The sequence below is a fragment of the Ruegeria sp. AD6 genome (assembly GCF_056542325.1).
In genome coordinates, this window is record NZ_JBQFZQ010000001.1 from 1,344,183 (window position 1) to 1,367,603 (window position 23,421).

General features: G+C 63.5%; 21 protein-coding genes. 18 read left to right on the forward strand and 3 right to left on the reverse strand.

Annotation, left to right across the window (positions count from 1 at the left end; all coding sequences use genetic code 11):
* Nucleotides 1-2 precede the first annotated feature (2 nt).
* The 5 genes from cobN to cobJ are packed head-to-tail and all read left to right on the forward strand — an operon-like array spanning nucleotide 3 to nucleotide 6,613.
* Nucleotides 3-3,380 carry a cobaltochelatase subunit CobN gene (gene cobN, locus ACR0KJ_RS06615; RefSeq protein ID WP_480626230.1) on the forward strand — a complete coding sequence of 1,126 codons (3,378 nt, stop codon included), beginning with the start codon at nucleotides 3-5 and terminating at the stop codon, nucleotides 3,378-3,380.
* Nucleotides 3,377-4,498: a cobalamin biosynthesis protein CobG gene (locus tag ACR0KJ_RS06620; RefSeq protein ID WP_480626231.1), complete on the forward strand. Its 1,122-nt coding sequence runs from the start codon at nucleotides 3,377-3,379 to the stop codon at nucleotides 4,496-4,498. The genes cobN and ACR0KJ_RS06620 overlap by 4 nt, the downstream gene beginning before the upstream one ends.
* Entirely contained in the window at nucleotides 4,498-5,127 is a 630-nt protein-coding gene (locus ACR0KJ_RS06625; protein WP_170449426.1) for a precorrin-8X methylmutase, read from the forward strand. The genes ACR0KJ_RS06620 and ACR0KJ_RS06625 overlap by 1 nt, the downstream gene beginning before the upstream one ends.
* Nucleotides 5,124-5,852 (forward strand): precorrin-2 C(20)-methyltransferase, encoded by a 729-nt coding sequence (locus ACR0KJ_RS06630; RefSeq protein ID WP_480626232.1) that lies wholly within the window; start codon nucleotides 5,124-5,126, stop codon nucleotides 5,850-5,852. The genes ACR0KJ_RS06625 and ACR0KJ_RS06630 overlap by 4 nt, the downstream gene beginning before the upstream one ends.
* The gene (gene cobJ, locus ACR0KJ_RS06635; RefSeq protein WP_480626233.1) at nucleotides 5,849-6,613 is read left to right on the forward strand and encodes a precorrin-3B C(17)-methyltransferase; all 765 of its coding nucleotides are present in this window, start codon (nucleotides 5,849-5,851) and stop codon (nucleotides 6,611-6,613) included. Before ACR0KJ_RS06630 ends, cobJ begins: the two co-directional genes overlap by 4 nt.
* On the opposite strand, the gene ACR0KJ_RS06640 is transcribed toward cobJ, so the two are convergent.
* A complete protein-coding gene (locus ACR0KJ_RS06640; RefSeq protein ID WP_480626234.1) occupies nucleotides 6,604-7,335 on the reverse strand; it encodes a cobalt-precorrin-6A reductase in 732 nt (243 codons plus the stop codon). The genes cobJ and ACR0KJ_RS06640 overlap by 10 nt on opposite strands.
* Here ACR0KJ_RS06640 and cbiE point away from each other — a divergent pair.
* The 13 genes from cbiE to mdoH all read left to right on the forward strand — a co-directional run bounded on the left by cbiE (nucleotide 7,334) and on the right by mdoH (nucleotide 22,027).
* Nucleotides 7,334-8,533, forward strand: a complete 1,200-nt coding sequence (gene cbiE / locus ACR0KJ_RS06645) for a precorrin-6y C5,15-methyltransferase (decarboxylating) subunit CbiE (RefSeq protein WP_480626235.1) — start codon at nucleotides 7,334-7,336, stop codon at nucleotides 8,531-8,533. The two genes, ACR0KJ_RS06640 and cbiE, sit on opposite strands and share 2 nt — an antisense overlap.
* Nucleotides 8,530-8,898 (forward strand): cobalamin biosynthesis protein, encoded by a 369-nt coding sequence (locus ACR0KJ_RS06650; RefSeq protein ID WP_480626283.1) that lies wholly within the window; start codon nucleotides 8,530-8,532, stop codon nucleotides 8,896-8,898. The genes cbiE and ACR0KJ_RS06650 overlap by 4 nt, the downstream gene beginning before the upstream one ends.
* Nucleotides 8,895-9,689: a precorrin-4 C(11)-methyltransferase gene (cobM, locus tag ACR0KJ_RS06655; protein WP_480626236.1), complete on the forward strand. Its 795-nt coding sequence runs from the start codon at nucleotides 8,895-8,897 to the stop codon at nucleotides 9,687-9,689. Before ACR0KJ_RS06650 ends, cobM begins: the two co-directional genes overlap by 4 nt.
* On the forward strand, nucleotides 9,676-10,998 hold the full coding sequence (locus ACR0KJ_RS06660; RefSeq protein ID WP_480626237.1) for a cobyrinic acid a,c-diamide synthase CobB: 1,323 nt from the start codon (nucleotides 9,676-9,678) through the stop codon (nucleotides 10,996-10,998). The genes cobM and ACR0KJ_RS06660 overlap by 14 nt, the downstream gene beginning before the upstream one ends.
* Nucleotides 10,995-11,723, forward strand: coding sequence for a uroporphyrinogen-III C-methyltransferase (gene cobA / locus ACR0KJ_RS06665; RefSeq protein ID WP_480626238.1), 729 nt, complete (start codon nucleotides 10,995-10,997; stop codon nucleotides 11,721-11,723). The genes ACR0KJ_RS06660 and cobA overlap by 4 nt, the downstream gene beginning before the upstream one ends.
* A complete protein-coding gene (gene cobF / locus ACR0KJ_RS06670) occupies nucleotides 11,716-12,459 on the forward strand; it encodes a precorrin-6A synthase (deacetylating) (RefSeq protein WP_480626239.1) in 744 nt (247 codons plus the stop codon). The genes cobA and cobF overlap by 8 nt, the downstream gene beginning before the upstream one ends.
* An 82-nt stretch (nucleotides 12,460-12,541) precedes the next feature.
* Nucleotides 12,542-13,000: a DUF302 domain-containing protein gene (locus ACR0KJ_RS06675; protein WP_480626240.1), complete on the forward strand. Its 459-nt coding sequence runs from the start codon at nucleotides 12,542-12,544 to the stop codon at nucleotides 12,998-13,000.
* A 79-nt stretch (nucleotides 13,001-13,079) separates the two neighbouring features.
* On the forward strand, nucleotides 13,080-14,699 hold the full coding sequence (locus ACR0KJ_RS06680; protein ID WP_170449405.1) for a thiamine pyrophosphate-binding protein: 1,620 nt from the start codon (nucleotides 13,080-13,082) through the stop codon (nucleotides 14,697-14,699).
* Entirely contained in the window at nucleotides 14,686-15,870 is a 1,185-nt protein-coding gene (locus tag ACR0KJ_RS06685) for a CaiB/BaiF CoA transferase family protein (protein ID WP_480626241.1), read from the forward strand. Before ACR0KJ_RS06680 ends, ACR0KJ_RS06685 begins: the two co-directional genes overlap by 14 nt.
* Nucleotides 15,871-16,049: 179 nt before the next feature.
* Nucleotides 16,050-17,420, forward strand: a complete 1,371-nt coding sequence (locus tag ACR0KJ_RS06690) for a tetratricopeptide repeat protein (RefSeq protein ID WP_170449399.1) — start codon at nucleotides 16,050-16,052, stop codon at nucleotides 17,418-17,420.
* A gap of 28 nt (nucleotides 17,421-17,448) precedes the next feature.
* Nucleotides 17,449-18,666 (forward strand): OpgC domain-containing protein, encoded by a 1,218-nt coding sequence (locus tag ACR0KJ_RS06695; RefSeq protein ID WP_170449397.1) that lies wholly within the window; start codon nucleotides 17,449-17,451, stop codon nucleotides 18,664-18,666.
* Entirely contained in the window at nucleotides 18,663-20,162 is a 1,500-nt protein-coding gene (locus ACR0KJ_RS06700; protein ID WP_480626242.1) for an OpgD/OpgG family glucan biosynthesis protein, read from the forward strand. Before ACR0KJ_RS06695 ends, ACR0KJ_RS06700 begins: the two co-directional genes overlap by 4 nt.
* Complete coding sequence (gene mdoH / locus ACR0KJ_RS06705; protein ID WP_480626243.1) at nucleotides 20,159-22,027, forward strand: glucans biosynthesis glucosyltransferase MdoH; 1,869 nt, start codon at nucleotides 20,159-20,161, stop codon at nucleotides 22,025-22,027. Before ACR0KJ_RS06700 ends, mdoH begins: the two co-directional genes overlap by 4 nt.
* Here the strand turns inward: mdoH and ACR0KJ_RS06710 are convergent, their stop codons facing one another.
* On the reverse strand, nucleotides 22,028-22,852 hold the full coding sequence (locus ACR0KJ_RS06710; protein WP_170524803.1) for an alpha/beta fold hydrolase: 825 nt from the start codon (nucleotides 22,850-22,852) through the stop codon (nucleotides 22,028-22,030).
* Nucleotides 22,852-23,322 (reverse strand): rhodanese-like domain-containing protein, encoded by a 471-nt coding sequence (locus tag ACR0KJ_RS06715; protein ID WP_170524806.1) that lies wholly within the window; start codon nucleotides 23,320-23,322, stop codon nucleotides 22,852-22,854. The genes ACR0KJ_RS06710 and ACR0KJ_RS06715 overlap by 1 nt, the downstream gene beginning before the upstream one ends.
* Nucleotides 23,323-23,421: the final 99 nt, after the last annotated feature.

A 23,421-nucleotide genomic window follows, 5' to 3' on the forward strand; every position in this document is an offset into this window, starting at 1 on the left:
CCATGCACGTCGTCTTCCGCGAAAGCCACGGGTTAGAGGAAACCGAGACCCCGACCGATCTGGGCCAGAGTCCGGCGGATCTGGTGGTGCTGTCGTTTTCGGACAGTGACCTTGGCGCTTTTGCGGCGGGCTGGCATCGCGGTGGCGGCCCCGAGGGGCGGATGCCGACGATGCGGCTGGCGAACCTGACGGCGCTCAAGCACCCTCTGTCGGTCGATACCTATGTGGAACAGACGCTGGAGGGCGCAAAGGGCATACTGATCCGCCTGATCGGCGGTGTGCCCTACTGGTCCTATGGCTTGCAACAGGTTCTGGCGCTGGCGCAGGCCAAAGGGATCGCGCTGGCAGTGCTGCCTGCGGACGGGCGCGAGGATACGCGGCTGGATGACTATTCCACCCTGCCCGTCTCGACCCTGCGGCGGCTGGCGCATCTGTGCGACACCGGCGGAGAGGTCGCGGCACAAGCCGCCCTGGCGCAGATGGCGCTGGCAGCCGGGCTTTATGCCGGGCCGGTGATGGGGGCCAAGACGTTGCCGGAATGCGGTGCGTGGTGCCCGGATCGTGGCGTGATCCCGGTGGATACGGCGTTTTCGGGCGGTGCGAAACGCATCCTCGTCACCTTCTACCGCGCCTACCTGACCTCAGCCGACACCGCTCCTGTCGCGGCTCTGATCCGCAGCCTCCGAGCCCGCGGATTCGAGGCGGTGGGCCTGTTCGCCCCCTCTCTGAAAGCCCCCGTCGCGACAGATTGGCTGCGCCAACAGGTCGTGGCACTGGCCCCGTCAGCGATCATCAACGCCACCTCCTTCTCGGGCAAAGGCGCGTCGGGCACCTCGCCTCTGGACGCCGCCAACGTGCCGGTATTTCAGGTCGCGCTGGCCACCTCGCGCCGCAAGGCATGGGCCGAGGCGGAACGCGGGCTATCCCCCGCCGACCTCGCCATGCATGTGGTACTGCCCGAAGTGGACGGGCGGATTTCAGCGGGCATCGCCTCGTTCAAGGAACCGGGCAAGCGCGACCCGCATCTGGAATATTCCCGCTTCGCCCACCGGGCAGAACCCGAACGGATCGAAGCGATCATCGACCGTGTATCCGGCTGGCTGGCCCTGCACGACAAACCCAAGGCCGATCAGACGCCTGCGCTGGTGCTGTCCACCTATCCCGGCAAGGACTGGCAGATGGCCCATGCGGTTGGCCTCGACGCGCTGGCCTCGGCAGAGGCTATCTTGGATGATCTACAAACACAGGGATACAGCACTGAGGATCGCGACCAGCCCGAGGGTGGGCGCAATCGCGCCCGCCCTGGGGGGCGGGTCGGGCGCGATCCGGGGTTGCCGCCCCGGGAAACAGGTGAAGACCTCGCATCCGAACTGCCAGACGCCCGGATTTCATGGCCGCTGACGGACTACCTGACCGCTCTGGCCGAATTGCCCGAGACCCTGTGCACCGCTCTGCAAACCGTCTGGGGCAAGCCCGAGGATGACCCGGCCTGCGCCGATGGAGCCTTCCATTTCACCGCCCTGCGACGCGGCAAGGCCCTGATCGCACTGCAACCCGAACGCGGCACGCCCGAATTGCGCGATGACGATTACCACGACCTCTCGCGCACCCCGCGCCACGGCTATGTTGCGTTTTACCTGTGGCTGCGCCAAGGGCTGGGCGCGGATGCGCTGATCCATATCGGCGCGCATGGCACACTGGAATGGCTGCCCGGCAAATCGGTCGCCCTGTCCGCCGCCTGCTGGCCCGAGGCGCTGATCCGCGATCTGCCGGTGATCTACCCGTTCATCGTCAACGACCCCGGCGAGGCCGCACAGGCCAAGCGCCGGATCGGAGCCGTCACGCTGGGCCATATCCCGCCCGCGCTCAAGGAAAGCGGCACGCCGGATCGGATGGTGCGGCTGGAATCGCTGCTGGACGAGTTCTCGAACGCTGACGGTCTGGACCCCAAGCGCCGCGACCGACTGCAAGAGGATATCCGGGACGAGGCGCAGGCGATTGGGCTCGAAAGCGACCTCGGCCTGGATCAGGCCACCTGCACCGCCGAGGCGATCACCCGCATCGACCGCTTTGTCTGCGACATCAAGGAAAGCCAGTTCGGCGACGGGTTGCATATCTTTGGCCGGGTGCCCGACGTGAGCGGCAATTTCGACCCGGCACCCTCGGCCCATGCCGAACGTGCGGCCCTGCTGGACGCGCTGGCGGGCAAACGGATCGAGGCTGGCCCTTCGGGTTCCCCTTATCGCGGTCGGTCGGATGTGCTGCCAACGGGGCGGAACCTCTACACCACCGATCCACGGTCTGTGCCCACCCGCGCCGCCTATACCCAAGGGGTCAAACTGGCCGAGGAACTGGTGCGGAGGCATTTGCAGGAAGAGGGCGATTATCCCAAGGGGCTGATCGTCGACCTCTGGGGCTCGGCCGCCATGCGCACCGCCGGGGAAGAATTCGCCATGGCGCTGCACCTGCTGGGCGTCAAGCCGGTCTGGGACAAGGGGTCCGAGCGCGTCTCAGGCATCGAAGTTCTGCCGATCACCGACCTCAGCCGCCCGCGTCTGGATGTCACCCTGCGCGTCTCGGGACTTTTCCGCGACGTGTTCCCGACGCTCTCTGCGCTTTACGGTCAAGCGGTGCGGGCCTTATCCGAACGGGATGAGGCACCGGACTGGAACCCCTATGCCGGGCAGGCCCCGGCTGCGCGCGTGTTCGGCCCCGCGCCGGGCAGCTATGGCGTGAACATGACGCAACTGTCTGAAATTTATACGGATGAGGCCCGCACGCAGGCGGGTGAAGCATGGTTGCAGGCCAGTTCCTATGCGCTGGAAGGCGAGCATATCGCGCAGGACGTCGATGGGATCACGCAGCGCGTCGCCAATGCCGACAGCTTTGTCCACCTGCAGGACCTGACCGAGACCGACCTGCTGCTGGCCAACGATTACGCCACGCACGAGGCCGGGTTTGCAGCGGCCAAAAAGGTGACCGGCGGCGAGGCGCAGCTGTACCATCTGGACAATACCAACCCGGACAATCCCCGCGCGCGCACCCTGCCCGAAGAGATCAGCCGCGTTGTCCATGCCCGCGCCGCCAACCCTGCTTGGATCGCCGGAATGCAGCGGCACGGGTTCCGGGGCGCTGCCGAGATCGCGGCGACATTGGATCACATGGCGTCCTTCGCGCATCTGTCGGGCACGGTCGCGCCGCATCTGTTCGATCTGTATCACGACGCAACGCTGGGCGATCCGCAGGTCGATGCCTTTCTGGCCGAGGCCAACCCGCAGGCCCATGAGGCCATGCAGGACCGGTTCCGCGCGCTGTTGGAGACCGGGCTGTGGAACACCCGCCGGAACTCGATCCGCGCCGATCTGGAGGGGCTGGGATGAGCGCCCCCGTCATACAGGGCTGGTGCCCCGGCGCACACCGCCCGATGATGTCGGGCGACGGTCTGGTGGTGCGGGTACGACCCCGACTGGCGCGTCTGACGGTCGATCAGGCGCTGGGTCTGTGCGACCTTGCAGATCGGTTTGGAAATGGCACCATCGACCTGACCAACCGCGCCAATCTGCAACTGCGGGGGGTGGAGGATTATGACCACCAGCCGCTGCTCAAGGAACTTGCGGCGCTGGACCTGCTGGATGCCGAACCTGGCATCGAGGTGCGGCGCAACATTCTGGTCACGCCGCTGTACCAGGCGGGCGATTTGACCGCGCGCCTGACGCAGGAACTGATTGACCGGCTGGCGGAACTGCCTGCCCTGCCCGCAAAGTTCGGCTTTGCCATCGACACCGGGCCCGCGCGCCTGCTGAGCGCGGATTCAGCGGATATTCGTCTGGAAACCGGCGTTGACGATCTGATCCTGCGCGCCGACGGCTGCGAGACCGGGCGGCCTGTGGCCGAGGCCGACGCCATTGACCATGTCATCGCTTTGGCACGGTGGTTTGCAGGAACATATACGCCCGAGACGCGCCGCATGGCACGGGTCACCGACGCTTTGCCGCAGGAATGGCAGGGACATGCACCCGGCCCGGTCGGTAAAAAACTGCGCCCCGGCCCTTGTGAACTTGGTGCGTTGTATGGTGCCGCTTTTGGGTCGCTGCCTGCCCGCAAGCTTTATGATCTGATTGACGACAGCGGCGCAACCGCCCTGCGTGTCACCCCGTGGCGGCTGATCCTGCTGGAAGGCGGGGCGGCGATACCTGCCCCGGACTTCGTCACCGATGGCACCGACCCGCTGATGAGCACCGACGCCTGCCCCGGCGCGCCATTCTGCCCGCAGGCGCAAGTGGAAACCCGCGACATCGCCCGCGCCCTGGCCGCGCGCGTTCCCGGCAGCCTGCATGTCTCGGGCTGCGCCAAGGGATGTGCCCGCATGGGCCCCGCCGACGTCACTTTGGTCGGCAACAACGGACGATTTGATCTTGTCAAACGGGGCCGCGCAGGGGATGAGCCCTGTCAGCGCGGGCTCAGCCCCGAAACACTTTTGACCATGGACCTGACCTGATGCCCTATGAATACGAAACCGACGGCGCAGCGATCTACAAAGAGAGCTTTGCCACCATCCGGTCCGAGGCCGATCTGGCCCGGTTCGACGCCGACGAGGAGCAGGTCGCCGTCCGCATGATCCACGCCGCAGGCATGGTCGGACTGGAAGAGTTCGTGCATTTCTCACCCGGTTTCGTGACCGCCGCCCGCACCGCGCTGGAAAATGGCGCGCCGATCCTGTGCGACGCGCGGATGGTCAGCGAAGGTGTGACCCGCTTTCGCCTGCCCGCCGACAATGAGGTGATCTGCACCCTGCATGACGACCGCGTGCGCCCGCTGGCGGCTGAGATGAGCAACACACGCTCCGCCGCCGCGCTGGAACTGTGGCGGCCGCATCTGGAGGGTTCTCTGGTCGCCATCGGCAACGCGCCCACGGCGCTGTTCCACCTGCTGAACATGCTGGAAGACCCCGACTGCCCGCGCCCCGCCGCCATCATCGGCTGCCCGGTGGGTTTTGTCGGCGCAATGGAATCCAAGGACGCGCTGTGGGAGGCGCAGCCGGTGCCGTCCTGCATAGTAAAGGGCCGTCTGGGCGGCAGCGCGATCACTGTGGCCGCTATCAACGCCATCGCGAGCCGCGCCGAATGAGCGCGGGTAAAATCTATGGCGTGGGCCTCGGCCCTGGCGACCCGGATCTGATGAGCGTCCGGGCCGACCGGCTGCTGCGCAATGCCCGCCACGTGGCGTTTTTCCGCAAGCCGGGCCGCAGCGGTCAGGCGCGCAAGATCGTCAACGGCATGATCCCCGGAGACGTGGTGGAATTCCCGATGGAATACCCCGTCACCACGGAAATTCCCGTGACAGACCCGCGCTACAACGAATTGCTCGCCGCTTTCTACGAAGACTGCGCACGACATCTGAAAACGCTGGCCGACAAAGGCGAGGACGTTGTTGTTCTGTGTGAGGGTGATCCGTTCTTCTACGGGTCATTCATGCATCTTTACAGCCGCTTACGCGATGAAGCTGATGTAGATGTGGTGCCTGCAATTACTGGCATGTCCGGCGCGTGGACGGCAACGGGCGACCCGATCACATGGGGCGATGATGTGCTGACCGTGCTGGTCGGAACCCTGCCCGAGGATGATCTGGCGCGACGTATGGCGCAAACCGATGCGTTGGTTGTGATGAAGATCGGGCGCAATATCGACAAGGTCAAACGGGCGCTGAAGACTGCGGGTCTTTTTGACCGGGCCTGGATCGTCGAGTTTGCGCAGATGCCCAATCAACGGGTGCGGAAGCTGTCCGAGGACGGGGACGGCATTACCCCTTATTTCTCGATTATCATCGTGCATGGCCAAGGACGGCGACCATGAGCGGATGGGTCAAGATCGCCGGGCTGGGCCCCGGTGATGAACAACTGGTGACGCCCGAAGTATCCACAGCGCTGGCCAAGGCCACTGATGTTGTCGGCTACATTCCCTATGTTGCCCGTGTTGGCGACCGTGAGGGCTTGACCCTGCATGCCAGCGACAACCGGGTCGAAATCGACCGGTCCCAGCACGCGCTGCAAATGGCGGCTGAGGGGAAACGTGTGGTCGTGGTTTCGTCGGGTGATCCGGGCGTGTTTGCCATGGCGGCAGCAGTGTTCGAGGCTATGGAAAACGGGCCGCGTGAATGGCGTGATATTCCGGTGGACGTACTGCCGGGCATCACCGCGATGCTGGCAGCCTCGGCCCGTGCCGGTGCGCCCTTGGGCCATGACTTTTGCGCCATTAACCTGAGCGACAACCTCAAGCCATGGTCCCTGATCGAAAAGCGCCTGCGCCTTGCGGCACAGGGCGATTTCGCCATGGCGTTCTATAATCCGCGCTCGAAATCCCGCCCGGAAGGTTTTGTAAAAACGCTGGAAATCCTGCGGGAAGAATGTGAGCCAGAACGGTTGATCCTGTTCGCACGGGCTGTGACTCGGGCGGATGAAGCGATCCGAATCTCAACGCTGGCCGAGGCGACACCGGATATGGCCGACATGCAGACGGTTGTGATTGTCGGATCCTCTCTGACGCGCGTGATCGAAGGCGACGGCGCGCCGATTGTCTATACGCCAAGGTTCACTCTGGCCGAGGGTCAGGGATGAGCCAGCCAGTCCAGAACTTGCGCGACCGAGGACAGTTCCTGCCGGGGCGGCAGGCTGGGCCGGTCGATCATCAGGACTGGCACGCCCAGCGCCCGCGCGGCGTCCAGCTTGGCGCGCGCGCCGGTGCCACCTGCGTTTTTCGAAATCACCAGTTCGGTGGCGTGGCGTTGCATCAGCGCAAGGTCGCCCTCAACCGTGAACGGCCCGCGCGAGACGACAATATCGGCGTTTGGCAGCGGCACATTGGCAGGTTCGTCAACCAGCCGCAGCAAATAGTCATGCTGGGGTTGCGCGGCGAAATCCTGCAGGTGCATCCGGCCCACAGCCAGAAAGACGCGCCGAGCGGGGCCTGCCAGTGCTGCAACGGCCGCCGGAATGTCCGGAACATGCTGCCAGCGGTCGTCGTGCTGCGGAACCCAGGCCGGTCGGGTCAAGGCAACCAGCGGAACACCTACGGCTTCGCAGGCGGCGATGGCATTCCGGCTCATCTGCGCGGCAAAGGGATGCGTTGCGTCCACAACATGCGTGATCGCGTTGTCGCGGATATAGCTGCGCAGCCCGTCGGCCCCTCCGAACCCGCCGACGCGCACCGGCAAAGGTTGCGGGCGAGGATTGTCCACACGCCCGGCGTAAGAGTAGATTGCGCGCACCCCCCTATCGGCAAGGCTGCGGGCCAGCGCATTGGCTTCGGTCGTGCCGCCAAGAAGCAGGAGGTTGGGCATGAATAAGGCTCCGTGGCTGACCATTCTGGGGCTGGGCGAAGATGGACTGGATGGCCTGCCGCCCGCAAGTCGTCAAGTGCTGGATCGGGCCGAGGTCGTCATGGGCCCGCCCCGTCATCTTTCGCTGATCCCCGAAACACAGGCTGAACGGATCGAATGGCCCGTGCCGTTTGCCGATGGCATCCCGATCCTGACGGGTCTGCGCGGGCGGCCAACGGTTGTGCTGGCCTCGGGCGATCCTTTCTGGTTCGGTGCGGGCTCGGTCATTGCCAGAACCTTTGACGCGGGCGAATGGACTGCCCTGCCCGGTCAATCCACCTTTTCGCTGGCCGCTGCCCGGTTGGGTTGGCCGCTGGAAAGCACGCTGACATTTGGGCTGCACGCCGCGCCGCTGACCCGGCTGAGACCGCATCTGGCGGCGGGGTTGCGTGCCATTTTGCTGCTGCGCGATGGCAAGGCGGTGGCTGAATTGGCCACCTATCTGACCGAGACCGGTTTCGCCGACAGCGCGCTGCATGTGATGCAAGCCCTGGGTGGGCCACGCGAAAACACGCAGACCGTTACACTGACCGAAGCCTTGCTGGGCACGTTCGATCACCCGGTCTGTGTCGGGCTTGAGGTCACCGGCCCCGGACTGGCATTCCCCAAAGCATCCGGCAAGCCGGACGACATCTTTGAAACCGATGGTCAGATCACCAAGCGGCCCATCCGAGCGCTGACCCTGTCCGCGCTGGCACCGCAACGGGGCGAGCATCTGTGGGATATCGGTGGCGGAACCGGTTCGATCAGCATCGAATGGCTGATGTGCGACCCGACCCTGACCGCAACCTCGATCGAGCCGCTGGCCGAGCGTGCAGACCGAATTAGGCGCAACGCGGACACGTTGGGGCAGGATCGACTGGAGGTCGTTCATGGCACCGCGCCCGATGCTCTGCCGGGCTTGGCCATGCCTGATGTGGTTTTTATTGGCGGCGGGCTGTCCGAGGCTTTGCTGGTCTGGCTGCGCGACAACCTGAAACCGGGCACGCGGCTGGTCGCCAATGCCGTGACGCTGGAAAGCGAGGCTTTGCTCGCCCAATGGCACGAGGCCCTTGGCGGCGACTTGCTGCGGATTGAATTGGCGCAGGCGGGCGCTCTGGGCCCCCGCCGCGGATGGAAATCCGCCTATCCGGTGGTGCAGTGGAGCGTGACCCTATGATCGTCGCCGGTCTTGGTTTTTCCAGCTCCGCCACGGTGGACAGCCTGAAGGCGGCCTATGATCAGGCGTCCTCGGGCCATGCCGTGGATGCGCTGGCGACGGTCGCGGACAAGGACGGCCACGCCGCGTTGGACGCCTTTGCGGCAATCGTCGACCTGCCCTTGCACCTTGTTGCACCCGCTGACCTGGCCGGACAGCGCACCCTGACATGCTCAGCCCGCAGCCGCGCCAGCTATGGCACCGGCAGCGTGGCCGAAGCATCCGCCCTTGCCGCCGCCGGACCCGGCGCGCGGTTGATATCCCCAAGACAGATTTCAGACGACCGGCTGGCGACCTGCGCCTTGGCCATCGGAGGACCAACATGACCGTTCATTTCATCGGCGCCGGACCGGGCGCCGCCGACCTGCTTACCTTACGCGGGCGCGATATCATCGCGTCGTGCCCGGTGTGCCTGTATGCGGGCTCGCTGGTGCCGGAGGAGATCCTGAGCCATTGCCCCGAAGGCGCGAAGATCGTGAACACCGCGCCGATGGATCTGGACCAGATCATGGCCGAGATCGAAGCGGCTCATAAGGCGGGGCAAGACGTGGCCCGGCTGCATTCAGGCGATCTGTCGGTCTGGTCCGCGATGGGGGAACAGATCCGTCGGTTGAAAGAGATGGGCATTCCGGTCAGCGTCACGCCCGGCGTGCCGTCTTTTGCCGCCGCGGCAGCGGCTCTGGGCACTGAACTGACCCTGCCCGGACTCGCGCAATCGGTGGTGCTGACCCGGACGCCCGGCCGTGCATCTTCGATGCCCGAAGGTGAGACGTTGGAGAACTTCGCCCGCACCGGGGCCACGCTGGCCATTCACCTGTCGATTGGCAATCTGGACAAGGTTATCGCTGACCTGACCCCGGCCTATGGCGCGGATTGTCCGGTGGCCGTTGTCTATCGCGCCAGTTGGCCGGATGAGCGGATCATCCGCGCGACCTTGGAAACGTTGAAAGATGCACTGGACGAGAGCATCTCGCGCACCGCGTTGATCATGGTCGGACCAGCGCTGGCGGGCGAAGGGTTCGACGAAAGCTGCCTGTATTCTAAGACCTATGACCGTCGGTATCGCCCGCAAAGCGCGGACAGCCCGTGGTCGAGCTGGAGTCATGGTGATGACTAACCCTCCCGGATTGCTGATCTCGGCGCCGTCCTCGGGCACCGGTAAAACCACCGTCATGCTGGGCCTGTTGCGGGCACTGGCCGAGGACGGTCTGACGGTGCAGCCCTTCAAGAGCGGGCCTGATTACATCGATCCGGCCTTTCATCGGGCGGCGGCGGGGCGGGCCTCGTTCAACCTCGACAGTTGGGCGATGGGCGATCCGCTGCTGAACGCGATCTCAGCGCAGGCGGACGGGGCGGATATTGTGGTCGCCGAAGGCTCGATGGGGTTGTTTGATGGCGTGGCCAGGCCCGGGGAGCTGGGGCATGGCTCCAGCGCCGAGACAGCGCAGCGGATGGGCTGGCCGGTGGTGCTGGTGCTGGATGTGGGCGGACAGGCGCAATCGGCGGCGGCGACGGCGCTGGGGTTCAAGATGTACAACCCCGATCTGCCCTTTGCCGGCGTGATCCTGAACCGCTGTGCCAGCCTGCGCCACGAGCGTCTGACCCGCCTGGGCATGGAGCGCGCAGGCCTGCCGGTTCTGGGCGTGCTACCAAGACGCGGTGATCTGACCCTGCCCGAGCGGCATCTGGGCCTGATCCAGGCCGTTGAGCACCCCGATCTGGAAAGCGCCATCGCCGGATATGCGGCCTTCCTGCGTGAGCATGTAGATCTGGAAGCGATCAAGCGGGCGGCCTCCTCAGGCCCGGCTGGGCCATCGTCAGCCGCGCTGCCGCGCCCCCCGGCCCAGCGAATTGCATTGGCGCGGGATGCGGCATTTTCCTTTACCTACCCACATTTGCTGGAAGGCTGGCGCAGGGCTGGGGCCGAGGTGTTGCCCTTCTCGCCTTTGGCGGATGAAGCTCCGGCGACGGATGCCGATCTGGTCTGGTTGCCGGGTGGATACCCTGAGTTACATGCGGGCACTCTGGCCGCTGCTGATACCTTCCTGACCGGAGTGCGTCGCCACGCCGAAACCAAACCGGTTCACGGCGAATGCGGCGGGTACATGGCGTTGGGCGAAGGGTTGATCGACAAGGACGGCACGCGGCATAAGATGGCCGGGCTGCTTGGGTTGGTCACATCTTACGAAAAGCGCAAATTCAATCTGGGCTATCGCCGGGCTGAACTTCTGGCCCCGATGCCGGGACTTGCGGCAGGGACAGCCCTGCGGGGGCACGAGTTCCACTATTCCTCGATTATCGAACAGCCCGATGCCCCCTTGGCGCGGGTGTTTGACGCCGAGGGAACCGAAGGCCCCCAAACCGGATCAGTGCGTGGCAACGTCACCGGCACGTTCTTTCACCTGATTGCCGAGGCCTCGGCATGAGCGGTTTTGTCTCTTTCGTAGGCTCAGGCCCCGGTGACCCGGAGCTGCTGACGCTCAAGGCCGTGGACCGGATGCAAAAGGCCGATGCGGTGCTGTTCGATGACCTGAGCAGTGGGCCGATCCTGACGCATGCGCGCGAGGATGCGGATCTGGTCGGCGTCGGCAAACGCGCCGGACGCCCCTCGCCCAAACAGGACCATGTGAGCCGCCTGCTGGTCGAATATGCGCAGACCGGTCAGCGCGTCGTGCGGTTGAAATCCGGCGATGGCGGGCTGTTCGGACGGCTGGAGGAGGAACTGGTGGCATTGCGCGCGGCCGGGATCGAATACGAGGTCATTCCGGGCATCCCCTCGGCCGTTGCGGCAGCCGCCGCTGCTGGCATCCCGCTGACACGTCGCCTTACGGCACGGCGGGTGCAATTTGTCACCGGCCATGATGTCAGTGGGCAGTTGCCCGACGATCTGAACCTGCCCGCTTTGGCCGACGGAATGGCCACGACTGTTGTGTTCATGGGCAAGCGCACCTTTCCCCTGCTGGTCGAGGCGCTGCATGCCCATGGACTGCCATTGGACACGCCCGCGCTGATGGCGGAATCCGTGTCGACCCCCGATCAGGTGCTGCACCGTTCCACCATCGGCGCGCTTGCCGACACGCTGAAATCCGAAATCGGCACGGCCCCTGCCCTGATCCTTTATGGTCCATTGGCGGAGTTGGATGATGTATGATCTGACCCTGATCGGGATCGGCACCGGCAACCCCGATCATGTGACCCGGCAAGGCATTGAGGCAATCCGCGAGGCCGATCTGATCCTGATCCCGCGCAAGGGTGAGAACAAGGCCGATCTGGCCGGACTGCGCGAAGAGATCATTGCCACGGTCACGGACAGCTCGCCGCAGATCGCCTATTTCGACATTCCCAAACGGCGGTCCGAGGACGGTTATTTGCAAGGCGTGGATGAGTGGCACGACGCCATTGCGCTGCGCTGGCAAAAGGCGATCTCGGCCCATCCGACGGCCAGCAAGGTTGCCCTGCTGATCTGGGGCGACCCGTCGCTTTATGACAGTTCTTTGCGCATTGCGGCCCGGCTGAATCCGCAGCCGAACAAGCGGGTGATCCCGGGCATCACCGCGTTGCAAGCGCTGACGGCGGCCCACGCAATCCCGATCAACGAGATCGGTGCGCCTTATGTCGTCACCACGGGGCGACGTTTGCGGGACGAAGGTTGGCCCCCGGGCGCATCGAATGTCGCCGTCATGCTGGATGGAGAATGTTCGTTCCAGTCACTGGAGATGGCAGATTATGACATCTGGTGGGGCGCCTATGTCGGAATGAAGGAAGAGATTCTGATCCATGGGCCTCTGGCCGACGTGGCCGAAGAGATTCTGGCCAATCGCGCCAGACATCGGGCCGCACATGGATGGATCATGGATATCTATCTGTTGAAGCGACGCGCTGACTAACAGGTAACGGCACAAGAATGTGAGTGCGCCGACACGCGAATTCTGGCATCAAGCAGTTAGCCAAGTTGACGGAGGGCCTGCGATGAAACCTGTCGTTGCGTTTGCGTGTTTGCTGGCTCTGCCCGCCTTTGCGGATGAGCCTTTGCCCGGATGGGCCGTGTTTGACAGCGAAAAATCCTATGAGGCGTTGGTCGCTGACACGAAAGCGGCGGTGAAGGCCAATGGGCTGATCGTGGTCACTCAGGCCGGTCCGACCAAGGCCGCTGCGGCGCGTGGGATTACCATCCCCGGCAACCGCGTGATCGGCGTGTTCAACAACGATTTTGCCGTGCGCGTTCTGGAAACCTCGACCGCTGCGATGATCGAAGCGCCGATCCGGTTTTACGTCACCGAAAATGACGATGGCACGGCGACCTTGTCTTACAAAACACCCAGCTTTGTCTTCCAGCCTTACGCTGACGAAGGCGGCGCGGCGCTGTCTGCGATTGCCGAAGAATTGGACGCAAAGTTTCAATCCATCGCGGATTCCGCAGTCAAATAGTCACACTGGCGTGATCCGGCTTGCCTCTGTTAGGGATGTCAGACATTTGCTTCCCATTGGCTAATTCGGAGCATGACTGATGCAGGACCTGTCCCCCCGCGCTGCGGACCTTCTGGCCCAACGGCTGTACGAGGCGGGTTGCCGCCACGCATTCGGGATGCCGGGCGGCGAGGTTCTGACGCTGGTTGATGCGCTGGAAAAGGCGGGCATCACCTTCCATCTGACCAAGCACGAAAACGCCGCGGGCTTCATGGCCGAGGCCGTGCATCACCGCGACGGCGCGCCCGCCATTCTGGTTGCGACCATCGGGCCGGGTGCGATGAACGGGATCAACGTGGTGGCCAATGCGTTTCAGGACCGCGTGCCGATGATCGTGCTGACCGGCTGTGTGGATGCAGACGAGGCGCTGACCTATACCCATCAGGTCATGGACCATTCACAGGTCTACCGCTCGATCACCAAGGCCACCTATGTGATGACCGCCGAAGGCGCGGATATCATTGCGGATAAGGCAGTCTCTCTGGCCAATCAGCCCCGCCCCGGCCCGGTCCATATCGACGTGCCAATCTCGGTTGCGGATGCGCGTATGTCTTCGCCCAAACGCCGCCGCCTGGCCAAGGTGGCGGCTGTAGCCCCGGAAGGCGACTGCCTGTCCAAGGCCCGCCGCTGGGTGGCCGAGGCCGAACGTCCCGTCGCGATCATCGGGCTGGATGTGCTGTATGACGACTCGCGCAGTGTGGTTCAGGCGTTTCTAGAACATTTCAGCATTCCTTTTGTCACCACTTACAAGGCAAAGGGCGTGATCCCCGAGGATCACCCTTTGTGTCTGGGCGGCGCGGGGCTGTCGCCTCTGGCCGACAAACATCTGGTGCCGCTGATCGAACAGTCCGATCTGGTTCTGTGCCTTGGCTATGACCCCATCGAAATGCGCCCCGGCTGGCGCGAGATCTGGGATCCGGACGAAAAGCGCGTCATCGACATCTCGGCCGTGGTGAACGATCACTACATGCATCAGGCCGGCCTGAATCTGGTGGCCGATACCGGCCAGACGCTGGAGGCGATTGCCAAAGGCAACCCGGCCCGCGCCACGTGGCCCGGTGGAGAGCCCGCTCAGGTCAAGGCCGCGCTGGCGCAAGCCTTCCCGCAGGACGACGATTGGGGGCCTGCGGGTGTGATCGCCGAAACCCGCGCCGTGCTGCCCGGCAACACGCTGGCCTCGGCCGATAGCGGCGCACACCGCATCCTGCTGAGCCAGATGTGGGAGTGCCAAGAGCCGCGCGGGCTGATCCAATCTTCTGCTTTGTGCACAATGGGTTGCGCCCTTCCGATGGCGATGGGCCTGAGCTTGGCCGAACCCGACCGCCCGGTGATCAGCTTTTCGGGCGATGCAGGGTTCTTGATGATCGCCGGAGAGCTGTCGACCGCTGCCGAAATGGGCGGAAATCCGATCTTTCTCGTGTTCGTCGACGCCTCGCTGGCGCTGATCGAATTGAAGCAACGCCAGCGCCAGATGGGCAACCGGGGCGTCGATTTCGACCGTCACGACTTTGCCGCCATGGGCCGCGCCTTTGGCGGCTATGGACATACCGTGCGCAACCGCGCAGAACTGCGCGCAGCATTGAACGAGGCGATGAAGGCCGACCGCTTTACTGTGATCGCCGCCGAGATTGATCGTGGAGGGTATGATGGCCGCATCTGAAGGACCGCTGAAGGGCGTCAAGGTTCTGGACCTGTCGCGCATTCTGGCCGGACCGACCTGCACGCAATTGCTGGGCGATCTGGGTGCAACCGTCATCAAGATCGAAAACCCCGCGACCGGCGGGGACGATACGCGGCAATGGGGCCCTCCGTATGTTGCGGATGGGGATGGCAACCGCTCGGACCTGAGCGCCTATTTCATGTCGGCCAACCGCAACAAGAAATCCGTTGCCATCGACATCGCAACGCCCGAGGGACAGGCTGAAATCAAACGCCTTGCCTCGCATGCCGATATTCTGATCGAGAACTTCAAGCCCGGCGGGCTGGCGAAATACGGGCTGGATTACAACAGCTTGTCTCAGGATCTTCCGGGACTCGTCTATTGCTCAATCTCCGGATACGGGCAGACCGGACCCAATTCCAGCAAGCCCGGTTATGACCTGATGGCGCAAGGCTATGGTGGGATCATGTCGCTGACCGGCGATACCGATGGCGCGCCGATGAAAGTGGGTGTTGGCATCGCCGATGTCATGTGCGGCATGTATGCGACTGTCGGCATTCTGGCGGCGCTGCGTCACCGCGATCTGACCGGCGAAGGCCAGCAGATCGATCTGGCGCTGGTGGATTCGCAGGTGGCCTGGCTGATCAATGAGGGCGTGAACTATCTGACCTCGGGCGATGTGCCCCAGCGGCGTGGCAACGGGCATCCCAATATCGTGCCTTACGAGGTTTACGAAACCTCCGATGGCCACGTGATTCTGGCAGTTGGCAATGACAGCCAGTTCCGCCGCTTCTGCGATTTCATCGGCCATCCCGAACTGGCCGACGAGCCGCGTTTCGCCACCAACCCCGCGCGGCTTGAACATCGCGATGCGCTGAACGCCGTGCTGCGTCCGGCAATGAAATCCCAGGCAACGGCCACGGTGATTTCCGAGCTTGAAACCCGCAAGGTGCCGGTTGGCCCGGTGCGGACACTGGATCAGGTTTTTGCCTCGGATCAGGTGGCAGCCCGTGGCATGCAGATCGCCATGCAGGCCGATCCGGCCGAGGTGAAACTGATCGGGAATCCCCTGAACCTGTCACGCACGCCTGTAACATATCGGCATGCCCCGCCGGTGTTTGGTGCGGATACTGATGCAGTTTTAGGCGCTGAAAACCCCTTCGAAGACTGAAACACTTGCCCATTTCGGCGGCAAGTTGCTGAAACATGCCCTTGAATCGGCGGTTTTTTTCAATTTTTACACACACGGCTTTTCACCAATTCGAGAGCAGGGTCGATACTGTTACGACGCGCCCGCACACTCTGATAAATCGAACAGTGTCAAATATCGCAATCAGATTGGACCCAAGTATGAAACAAGACGTTTTTGGACAATTGAACACCCTCAGCCACCCGGCAGCCGTCGAAGCGTGGGATGGTGTTCTGCTTGGGTTCATGGCGCACGCGGCAATCACCCCTCAGCATCTGGGCAAGGTGCTCGAGCTTGAGCCGGACTTCGCATTGGGTCATGCGATCAAGGGTCTGTTCATGGTTCTGCTGGGTCGGCGCGAGATGTTGCCCGTCGCGACCGAGGCTTTGGCCGCAGCCAACACCGCAATGACACGCCAGACCGTGTCGGCGCGTGAGAAGCTGTATGTCGATGCCTTGTCGCTCTATCTAGCCGACCTGCCCTCGCAAGCTGTGCAGAAATTCGAAGAGGTCCTGCGCGCCCATCCGACCGACACGCTGGCGATGAAACTCAGCCACGCGACACGGTTTGTGCTGGGAGACGCGGCGGGAATGCGTCGGTCGATTGAACGGGTTCTGCCCGCCTACGAGCCGGATCATGCCGGACGCGGCTATCTGCTGGGCTGCCATTCCTTCGCGCTGGAAGAAACTGGCGCCTATGAAAAGGCCGAGATTGCCGGTCGACAGGCCCTGTGGATGGTGTCGGACGATGCCTGGGGTCTGCATGCTGTCGCTCACGTCCACGAGATGACAGGCAACGCGCAACTGGGTCTGGACTGGCTTGCCGGGCGCGAGGACGCCTGGGCGCATTGCAACAACTTTCGCTATCACGTCTGGTGGCACAAGGCGCTGATGCATCTGGATCTGGGTCAGGTCGATCAGGTGATGGCGCTGTATGATCAGCATATCCGCAAGGACAAGACGGATGATTATCGCGACATCTCGAACGCGACCTCGCTGCTGTCGCGGTTGGAGCTTGAGGGCATCGATGTTGGCAACCGCTGGGAAGAACTCGCCGATCTCAGCGCCGCGCGGACCGAGGACGGCTGCCTGATCTTTGCCGACCTGCATTACCTGCTGGCCCTGACCGGCGACAACCGCGCGGACGCGACGGGCAAAATGTTGCAGCGCATTCAGAAGGATGCGCAGCGCAATCAGGGGGACACCCCGATCCGCATGTCCGATCCGGGCATTGCTGCGGCCAAGGGCCTGGAGGCCTTCGGCGACGGGCTTTATGGCGCGGCCTTCGATTTCCTGTCGACCGCGCGCGCTGGCATGCAAATGGCAGGTGGCAGCCACGCACAACGTGATGTATTCGAGCGCATCACAATCGATTCCGGCCTGCGCGCCGGGCGTCTGGACGCGGTGGAGCGCATCCTGGACGACCGGCGCGCCAAACGTGCCGGGGGCGAGGACAATTACGCACTTGCGCGCCGCGCCCTGATCGACGCGGCCCGCGACAGCGGAGACGCTCAAAGCGTCCCGGCCGAATAACAAAAAGACCAAGAAGGACAGAAAACGTATGGCGACTGCATCGCCCGCTTCTGATTTTGCGCCTGTGGCGGCCCCGGTGGCCGCTCCGGCAACCGTGCGCGACCCGCGACTGGATTTCTATCGCGGCATCGCGATGTTCATCATTCTGGTTGCCCATATCCCCGGCAACCCCTGGACAAGCTGGATTCCGGCGCGCTTCGGGTTTTCCGACGCTACCGAGATCTTTGTGTTCTGTTCCGGCATGGCCTCGGCCATCGCCTTTGGCGGCGCGTTCCTGCGCAAGGGCTGGTGGATGGGCACCGCCCGCGTGGCGTTCCGCATCTGGCAGGTCTATTGGGCGCATATCTGTCTGTTCTTCTTTGTCGCCATGACAATGGCCGCGCTTGATAATTCCGGCCTGTTTACAAAGAATTACGTCTCGTCCCTGAACCTGCAGCATTTCTTCAACGATCCGCTGCCGCAGATGGTCGGGATTTTCACCCTGACCTATGTGCCGAACTACTTCGACATCCTGCCGATGTATCTGGTTGTGCTGGCGATGATGCCGCTGTTCATGGCGTTGTCGCGCATCGGGTTCTGGGCCGTCGCGCTGGCTTCGGTGTCGATCTGGCTGGTGGCTCAGACCGGCGCGCTTGCCCTTCCGGCCGAGCCTTGGTCTGACCGGCAATGGTTCTTCAACCCGTTCGGCTGGCAGCTGCTGTTCTTCACCGGCTTTGCTTTCATGCGCGGCTGGATCCCTGCCCCGCGGGTGTCAAAAACACTGATCTGGGCGGCGATTGCGTTTCTGGTTCTGTCCGCGCCTATTGGGTCGTGGAAAGTGTTCCTGTGGGTGCAATCCGCAGCCCCCGGCCTGGCCGAAGAAATCCGCGAGATCTGGCCCCTGACCAAGGAACTGCGCGGCAAGACCGAGTTCGGCCTGTTCCGCTATATCCACTTCCTGTCGCTGGCCTATCTGGGCTGGGTCGTCGCGGGTGAACATGGCCACCGCCTGATCGCCTCGGGCCACAGTGTCGGCGCACGGGTTTGGCAAGTGGTGCTGAAGCTGGTGACCAAAGTCGGCCAGCAATCCCTTGCCGTATTCGTCTTCTCGATGGCGGCAGCCCGTCTGATCGGTGTTGCGCTGGATCAGGCCGGGCGGGATGCCGCCACCGTTTTCGCCGCCAACATGATTGGCTTTGCCATGATCATCGCAGTGGCCTATCTGGCCGGCTGGTTCAAATCTCATCCGTGGAAATCTAAGAAATGACTTTGACGCGCCGCGCATTTCTGGCCTCAACCTCCGCGCTGTTTCTGGCGCCCGCCACCTTTGCCTCGGGCGGAGACGTGCCATTTGACCGCGATCATGTGATCGAGTTGGCCCGTGAACTGGCCAGCCGCCCCTTTGCCGAGCGTGAGATGGTGCCGCAGGAATGGCAGGACCTGACGTACCAGCAATACCGCTCGATCCGGTTCCGTCTGGATCGCGCCCTTTGGTACGAGACCGAGACCCCCTTCAACGTCGATTTCTTCACGCCGGGCCTGTACTTCCCGCGCACGGTCAAAGTGTCGACGGTGGAGAATGGCATGACCAAACCGGTGGCCTTCGATCTTGCGATGTTCGACAAGTCGGATGAGGTTCCGACCCTGCCTATCGACGACACGCTGGGCTTCTCGGGCCTGCGCCTGCGCACCGAAATGCACCGCCCCGGCAAAACAGATGAGTTCTGCGTCTGGCAGGGGGCCAGCTATTTCCGCGCCATCGGCCTGCACGAGGTTTACGGTCTGTCCGCCCGCGGTCTGGCGCTGAAAACCGGCGATCCGGATGGTGAGGAATTCCCGGAATTTATCCGCTTCTGGCTGGAACGCCCGGAACCGGGCCAGCGCAACATGGTGGTCCACGCGTTGATGGACAGCCCCAGCGTGACCGGGGCCTATCGTTTCAACGTTACCGCCGGTGCCGACTGCATCATGGATGTCGAAGCCACCCTGTTCCCGCGCACCGAGCTGGATCACGTCGGCATCGCGCCTGGAACCTCGATGTTCCTGTTTGATCAGACCAACCACAGCCGGTTCGACGATTTCCGCCCCGCCGTGCACGACAGCGACGGGCTGCTGATCCGCAATGGCGCGGGTGAGGTTATCTGGCGGCCTCTGGCCAACCCGACGCGCCTGCAAATCTCATCTTTCGTGGACACCAACCCCAAAGGGTTTGGTCTTATGCAGCGCAAGCGCGAATTCTCGGACTATGCGGATCTTGAGGCGAATTATCACAAGCGCCCCAGCCTGTGGGTCGAACCGGGGGATGACTGGGGCAAGGGCACCGTCACACTGGTCGAGATTCCGGCCGATCAGGAAATCTATGACAACATCGTTGCCTATTGGCGTCCGGCGGAACCCTATGCTGCAGGCAGTCAGGTGGACCTCAGCTATCGCCTGATCTGGGGTGAAGAGCCGCAGCGCACCTCGATGCCGCGTGTCATCAACACGGCGATGGGTGTGAATACCTTTGGCGAAGGCCGTCTGGCCGTGATCGATTTCGAACCCAGCGAGTTGTTCGACGATCTGGACGCCATTCGCATTTTTGCCAATTCGCCCCATGCCGAAACCTCGGACGGCGTGTTGCAACGCAACCCGGACACAGGCGGTGTGCGTCTGGCCTTCTCGTTCCAGCCCGGCGACCGCGATTATGTTGAACTGCGCGCGCAGCTGCTGGTGGGCAAGCAACCGGCCTCCGAAGTCTGGCTGTACCGTTGGACCACATGAGCCGCGATCTGCATATCATGCCGCCCGAGGCGCCCTTGGCCATGCCCGCGCAGGATTTCCGCGCGGGGTTCCGCGATGCCGGGGTGCCGTCGGGCAAACGCCGATCCGCCGGGTTCTGGCGCGCGCTGGCCTTTTCGCCCGCCATGGCGGCAACGCTGGGCCTGCTCTGGGTCATGAGCGACTGGTTCGGGGCCGAGGGGATCAATCTGGTCGAAGGCATTCTGCTGGCACTGATCTCGTTCAACTTCTTCTGGATTTCCTTCACCGTCTGCACGGTGCTTCTGGGCATGATTTCCCTGTCCCGGCAGGACCGTCCGGTCAGACGGGAACGCGCGCAACCGCTGCGCGTGGCCCTGTTGATGCCGACCTATAATGAGGTCCCGTGGTTCGTGCTGGGCAATGCCCGCACCATGCTGGAAGAACTGCGCGCGCGGGGCGGTCAGCATGAATACGCGATGTTCATCCTGTCGGACACGCGCGACCCGGATATCGCCGCGCAAGAGCAAGCCAGTATCGAAGCGCTGCGCACGACCTTGGCCCCGGACCTGAAGCTCTATTACCGCCGCCGCCCGCAGAACACGGACCGCAAGGTTGGCAATATCGCCGATTGGGTCAGCCGCTGGGGCGCGGATTGGGACGCGATGCTGGTTCTGGACGCCGACAGCCTGATGACCGGCCGCGCCATCGCCCGCCTGACGGATTCGCTGGCGCGCGACCCGGGCGCAGGCCTGATCCAAAGCTACCCGCAACTGATCGGCGCGCAGTCGGTCTTTGCCCGGATGCAGCAGTTTGCCAATGGCGTTTATGGCATCGCCTTTGCCGAAGGTCTGGCCCGCTGGTGCGGGCAAGAGGGCAATTATTGGGGCCACAACGCCATCATCCGCACCAGGGCCTTCGCCACATGTGCCGGTCTGCCCAAGCTGCGGTCCTTGACCGGGCAGGAAAAGCTGATCATGAGCCACGATTTCGTCGAGGCCGGTCTGCTGCGCCGCGCCGGTTGGGCTGTGCGGTTCCTGCCGCGCATCCGGGGGTCTTACGAAGAAACCCCACCCACACTCATCGACCACGCCATGCGGGATCGCCGCTGGTGTCAGGGCAACCTGCAGCATCTGAAACTTCTGGGCTCGCGCGGGTTCCGCTCGGTCTCGCGGTTTCACATGTTCCATGGGGCGGTTGGATATCTGATGTCGCCTTTGTGGTTTGCGCTGCTGCTGATGTGGGCGCTGATCGGTCAGGGCGAAGAGGCCTCGGTTCTGCATTACTTCAGCCCCGATAATCCGCTGTTCCCGCAATGGCCCGAAATGACCGAGACGCGCCACGTGCTGATCATTCTGGTCATGTACGCCATGCTGCTGGCCCCCAAGGTTCTGGGTGTGGCCGCCCTGCCCCTCAGCGGTGTGCGCTATTCCGATTTCGGCGGCTGGCGGCGGTTCTTCACCTCGTTCCTGTTCGAGGTCATCTTGTCGATCCTCTACGCACCGATCCTGATGGTGCAGCAGATGATCGCCGTGTTCCGCACCGCCCTGGGCTTGCAAAAGGGCTGGTCGCCGCAAGCACGCGATGGCGGCAGCTATTCTCTGCGCACCCTGATCCTGTGCCACACGCTGGAAACCATCAGCGGCATCGCGCTGAGCGTTGGTATTCTCGCCGGATTGGTCTCGGTCTGGCTGGCCCCGATTGCGATCAGCCTTGCGCTGGCGGTCCCGCTGTCCGCGCTCAGCGGCGTGTCCGCAGGCACCGCCCGCCGCATGGTTGGCATGCGCGAGGATTTCGCCGAACCGGCCATCACCCGCTCGGCCCGTCGTCACCGGGATGAGTTGAAGCGGCTGATCGAAGGCAAAGGCACAATGACCCCGGCGGAGTAATCAGCCGCCGGGCAACCCCTCGTACCAGTCCAGCATCATGTCAGCCCAGCCACTGGGCACGTTGTGACCGCCGGGAAACAGCGCAAATTCCAGCGCACTGCCTTCGGCGCATCCCATCCAGTTGCGCCGCATGAATTGCCCAGTGGTCGAAAACCCGCTGGGCTTCGTATCCTCGCATTCGTTGGCGATGCGCCAGATTTCGAGGCCCGCAAAGATATCGCCCTGATGAAAGCGCCCGCCGCCCAGCAGACGCCCTTCTAACGGGACCACATTGTCGGTCCAACCATGGGTGTGGAACATCCGAACCGGCCCTTCGCAGGCTTCGGGATGCGGACGCCAGAACCCGCCCGAGACGGGCACATAGGCCGAGAATGTATCGGGTGCCGCGCAGGCCAGGTAATTCACCATGAAGCCACCAGCCGAGAACCCGCCAAGTATCGCGCGTTCACTGTCGATGCCAAAGCGCGCGGCCGCATCTTCGACCGTTTCGCTAAGAAACGCGGTTTCATCACGATCCCCAAAGCCCGGATAGAAGTTCCAGCTTTTGGTGCCGCCCCTGTCCGGTCGTTCCAGCGCTTCCGGAGCCATGACGGCATAGCCACGCTCTAGCAATGGGTCCACCATAGCGCGGTTTCTCATGGTTCCGGCACCGCTGCCCCCATAGCCATGCAGGAAAACCACCAATGGCGGGTTTTCGGCGTTTGGCAATTCTATGTGATATTCGCCCGACGGCGTCTGGCAGGTCCCTTGATCCGGACCACAATCGGCAAGGGCCGAGCTTCCTGCGCAAGCCAAACAAAAAGACAGCCAGTATTTCGTTTCCATCACGTCCCCTCGGTATAAGCTTCGACCGGCAACCCGGCGCGCACCCAGCCCGGCCCGGCGGCAGACCCCAGCATGCCTTCGGGCACATCGATGATATTGGTGAACCCCGCCTCGGTCAGTTGGTTGCTCAGCCGGGCTGAGCGGACCCCGCGGGCGCAGATCAGGGCAACGGGGGCGGATTGATCTCCGCCCGTCAACGTCGTCAAAGCCTGAACAAAATCGTCCCGCCGCATATCCAGCGGCTGCGCCCCCTGCCCGATGCCGGTTGCGCGCCATTCGCGCGGTGTGCGGATATCCACCAGCAGAACATCGCCCGAAACCGCCTGTTGATGCGCCTGAGATACGTCCAGCTGACCGCCCGAATAATCCTGCGGGATCAGACGATATTCCCGTATCGCAAACCCTGCTGCGATGGCGGCCCCGCCACCCAGCAAAACCCACCTTCGGGTCCGGTTTGTCCTGTCCGCCATGCGGCGCCCTCCTGCGCTGACGGGTGTTTTCTAACACAGCAGCGGGGCCGGTGCTGCGCGGAAAACCGGCCACCCGTTCAAGTTCGCGTCATTATTACG